General features: G+C 75.4%; 4 protein-coding genes. 3 read left to right on the top strand and 1 reads right to left on the bottom strand.

The window, feature by feature from the left end; translation table 11 throughout:
- The 3 genes from FV230_RS27790 to FV230_RS27780 all read left to right on the top strand — a co-directional run.
- On the top strand, positions 1-202 hold a 202-nt coding region (locus FV230_RS27790), incomplete at its 5' end, for a PDZ domain-containing protein (RefSeq protein WP_147844660.1).
- Positions 199-465 carry a hypothetical protein gene (locus FV230_RS27785; protein ID WP_246695040.1) on the top strand — a complete coding sequence of 89 codons (267 nt, stop codon included), beginning with the start codon at positions 199-201 and terminating at the stop codon, positions 463-465. The genes FV230_RS27790 and FV230_RS27785, both read left to right, overlap by 4 nt.
- 4 nt (positions 466-469) lie before the next feature.
- Entirely contained in the window at positions 470-1180 is a 711-nt protein-coding gene (locus tag FV230_RS27780; RefSeq protein WP_147844659.1) for a DnaJ domain-containing protein, read from the top strand.
- A gap of 143 nt (positions 1181-1323) precedes the next feature.
- Here FV230_RS27780 and FV230_RS27775 read toward each other — a convergent pair.
- A partial coding sequence (locus tag FV230_RS27775) for an SPOR domain-containing protein (protein ID WP_147844658.1) occupies positions 1324-1925 on the bottom strand: 602 nt, incomplete at its 5' end.

Genomic DNA, 1925 nt, shown 5'->3' with positions numbered 1-1925 from the left:
GCGCGGGGTCGACCCGCAGACGGGGGCGATCGGCGACGTCGTCGTCGGCGTCGGCGACCGCCCGGTCCACCGCCTGGCCGACCTCACCGCGGCGCTCGAGGCGGCGGGTCTCGGCCAGCCGATCGACCTCGCGGTCGAGCGGGACGGGCGCACCCGCCGCGTGCGCATCACGACGGCGGACGTCGCGGAGAACCGGCCATGATCCCCATTCTCGCCGTGCTGATCGGCCTCGCCGCCGGCCTCTCGATCGCCGCCCCCCTCCCCACGCGAGCCACCGAGAGGCCGGCGCGCCCGCGGCTCTGTCCCGAGGACGCGCCGGAGGGCGTGCGCCTGCCGCCGCAGCCGGGCTGCGGATCGCGCGAGATCCCGACGCCGCGGCGCGACTCCGGGTTCCACGAGATCCTTCCGGGCACGGGCATCCGCATCAGCGGGCGCGCGAGTTCCAGCTTCGACATGCGGCGCTAGGCGGATGCTGCTCGTCCTCGGCTTCGCGACGTGTTTCGGCCTGTGGTGGCTCGGCCGGAACGGCGGCCGGCTCGGGCCCAGGCTCACCCCGCGGTCGATCCGGCGTGCCGGCGCCTGGATCGCGATCGGGCTCGCCGCCATCCTGCTGCTGCGCGGCCAGCTCGGCCCGGCCCTGGTCGTCGGGCTCGGCGGCGTCTGGCTGCTCGAAGGGCCGGAGACGCTGGGTTCCCGGCTCAAGCGGCTGCTGGCGTCGATGAAGCCGTCGCCGAGACGGCACCGGACGGCGCGGGTGGATTTCGTCCTGCGCGACGACGGCAGCGTCGGCGACGGCATCCTGCGCGGCGGCCCGCTCGGCGGCCGGCGTCTCGAGAGCCTCGGGCTCGCCGACCTCCGCGCGGTGCTGGCGGTCTGCCGGGCGCAGGATCCCGCAGCGGTGGTGCCGCTAGAGACGTATCTCGACCGCCGGCACGCCGGCTGGCGTGTAGACGCTGAGCGCGATCGCGACGCGGGGCCGCGCCGTCCGGCGCAGCCAGGGACGATGACGCAGGACGAGGCCTATCAGATCCTGGGGCTTGAGCGCGGGGCGACCCCAGAGGCCGTCCGCACGGCTCACCGGACCTTGATGAAGCGCGCCCACCCCGACCAGGGGGGAAGCGCCGAAGGGGCGGCCCGCGTCAACGCGGCCCGCGACAGGCTGACGAACCGACATCGCTGAGACTCCACGCGCGTTGCCAGGGGTGCAGGACGACGTTCGCCGAGGGCGGCGTCCGCCGTCGGCGTTGATGGCGACCGGGACGGCGAAGGCCGCCGGTCGCTGAATGCCACGGTCGAACGGACCGCGGCGCGACGTGAGGGGGATCAGCTGCGGGTGGCGAAGCAGCTGAAGCCGCTGCGCTTCAGGGCGGAGCAGGCATCCTGCGCCGCGTCCTGCTCCTGGAAGCCGGAGAAGCGTGCGCGGTAGAGGGTGGCGCCGCTGTGCTCGACCTTCACCGTGTAGGGCGCGGCCTTCGAGAGGCTGCCGCCGCCCTTCGCCTTGGCGTCGGCCAGCATCGCCTTGGCCTTGCCCTCGTCGTCCATGGCGCCGAGCTGGATCACCCAGGCCGTCGGCACGATCTTCGGGCCGGCGATGGGCTTCGGCGCCTCGGCGCGGGCGATCGGGCCGTCGGCCGACGCGATGCGCTGATCGGATTTGCGTGCGCCGCCCGGGAACGCGGCCTGTGCCGTCGCGGGCGCGGCGTAGGCCTGCGCCGCCTTCGGCAGGGGCTGCGCGCCGGCCTTGAAGGCGCCGGCGCTGCCGGGGGTCGCGGTCGAGCGCCGCGGCGCGATGTCGAGGGGCTGGCCGGCATCGGTCGAGTTCGTGGTCTCGACCTCGTCGTCCTCGGCCGAAGCCAGCTGCGTCCGGGTCCGCGAGACCGCGTCGGCGACGACCGCCGGCCGGGCGCGCTCGGCGACCTCGACGG

This window comes from Methylobacterium sp. WL6 (genome assembly GCF_008040095.1).
GTDB lineage: Bacteria > Pseudomonadota > Alphaproteobacteria > Rhizobiales > Beijerinckiaceae > Methylobacterium.
This window is presented reverse-complemented; position numbering and strand designations above follow the sequence as displayed.